Raw genomic sequence first — 1,614 nt, 5'->3', positions numbered from 1 at the left:
CAAGGAGGGAGAAGCTAAAACCAGATATTGGGTAGACTTATCCACAGTTGCTGATCCCAGAATCAGCAACCCGCCCTGGGTCAATATTGAATCGGCAGGGTGGGTCAATATTCAAATGGCGCCAACAGGCGTAGTTTGTCGCCATCCCGTAGACCCGGCGCGCATGCACTTCGAGGTAATCGCCCCACGCTATGGCACGTTCGAGAGTGGTCAACGGGATCGGCTGATTCGCCAGCGACATGTCGTCTGCAATGTCTACCAGGTGAAAAAGCAGCGCCAATGCTGGGACGAGCTTGGTGTATTTGTTCAAGTGCTCCTTGATCAGACTGTCGTCGTCGTTGGCAATCGTCGCGTGCAGGTCGACGTACCACTGGTTGAATCGGCCCTGGGCGTGCTCAGCTTCAAAGTGAAAGAACGTACCGTCGTTTGCAGTGGTGGGCGCCAACGCAGTCAAATCGCCAGCAAGTGTTTTGAAGATGCTCAAAGCAGCCTGCGTCGCCTTGGTGTCGGGGATGGCGTCGATCAGCGAGGTCGATGTCTCTATATCCGGATACACCAACAACTGCAGGCGCTGAATTAAACCGTCGTTGCGATGCTCGGACTTCGCTTCATAAAGGTAGTGCTCAAGCATGTCCGGCTGAATGCCGCCGAACACGGCGACGCAAAAATTTTCGATGTAGATAGATCCTCGGCCGACGCGGTCAACATGGTGACTGTCAGCCCCATTCCATGCTGTCAAATACCCTTGACGCTCACCTTCGCGACCTGACCTCTCAAAGCTATTGATCCAGCCAGTCAACTCATCGCACAGCACCATCACACCGCGCGGGTTGGTTTCCAAAATTCCCTCAAGTGCCTCAATGGTGGAGTTGTTGGTGTAGTAGCGCTTAGGCTTGGGTTCAACCAGCGGGGTTTGCAAGAGAGCCATCAATTCTTGCCGTGGGTCGCGAGTCGCCGGACCACCTGGAGTCGCAGGAACAAGTTGGCCCGGCTTCAGCTTTTTGATCTCAGCTTTCAGATTGGCGATTTCGAGCTCGCGTGCGACCGCATCAGCCCGGTACTGAGCGTGGGAGCTGGTAAAGGCTTGCTGTGCTTCGTGGTTGAGCCAAGCGATGGGAGCATGTGCCTGACTGATGGCAGGGCTCTTTTTGCTGCCGGGCTGGGCCACGATCGCCCCCCAAATGTTCGGCACGACCGTCCAGTTGTCGAGCTGTTTGGGGCGCACTGTGCAGCCCGTGCCGACGACCGCACCGAGCGCCGCAATGGCAGCGGTTGCAACGAAGTCCACGGGGCACTGCATGCGATACGCCACGTCCTTGATCCATGGACGCAGCGGTGGTGGCAGCATGGCGTCGGTCATTGCAGGCACTGGTTTGAGTTGTTGCGTCAGCGGCTCGGGTTCTGCCCATTCATCCGAAGGTCCAGCTTCGCTGAGCTTGATCAAATCAAGCACGTGTTGGGGTACATCGAGAAGTTTCATGGTAGGTTGAGGTTGCCCCCGAAAAGTGGAGCTCTTAGCCTTGTTGAAAATATCGACAAGGAGCCGAGAGATGACACACAAGCAGTTGCGTGCGCAGTACACGCAAGAGTTCAAAATGGAGGCGGTGCGCCAGG

Annotated in this window: 1 protein-coding gene; it reads right to left on the bottom strand. The window is 56.2% G+C overall.

The features are described from left to right. Window positions 1-37: 37 nt before the first annotated feature. Complete coding sequence (locus ACFQPB_RS23805; RefSeq protein WP_382228898.1) at window positions 38-1,480, bottom strand: YfjI family protein; 1,443 nt, start codon at window positions 1,478-1,480, stop codon at window positions 38-40. Between the last annotated feature and the right edge of the window lie 134 nt (window positions 1,481-1,614).

The sequence above is a fragment of the Hydrogenophaga atypica genome, from assembly GCF_042665215.1.
Classification (GTDB): Bacteria; Pseudomonadota; Gammaproteobacteria; order Burkholderiales; family Burkholderiaceae_C; genus Hydrogenophaga; species Hydrogenophaga defluvii_A.
This window is presented reverse-complemented; position numbering and strand designations above follow the sequence as displayed.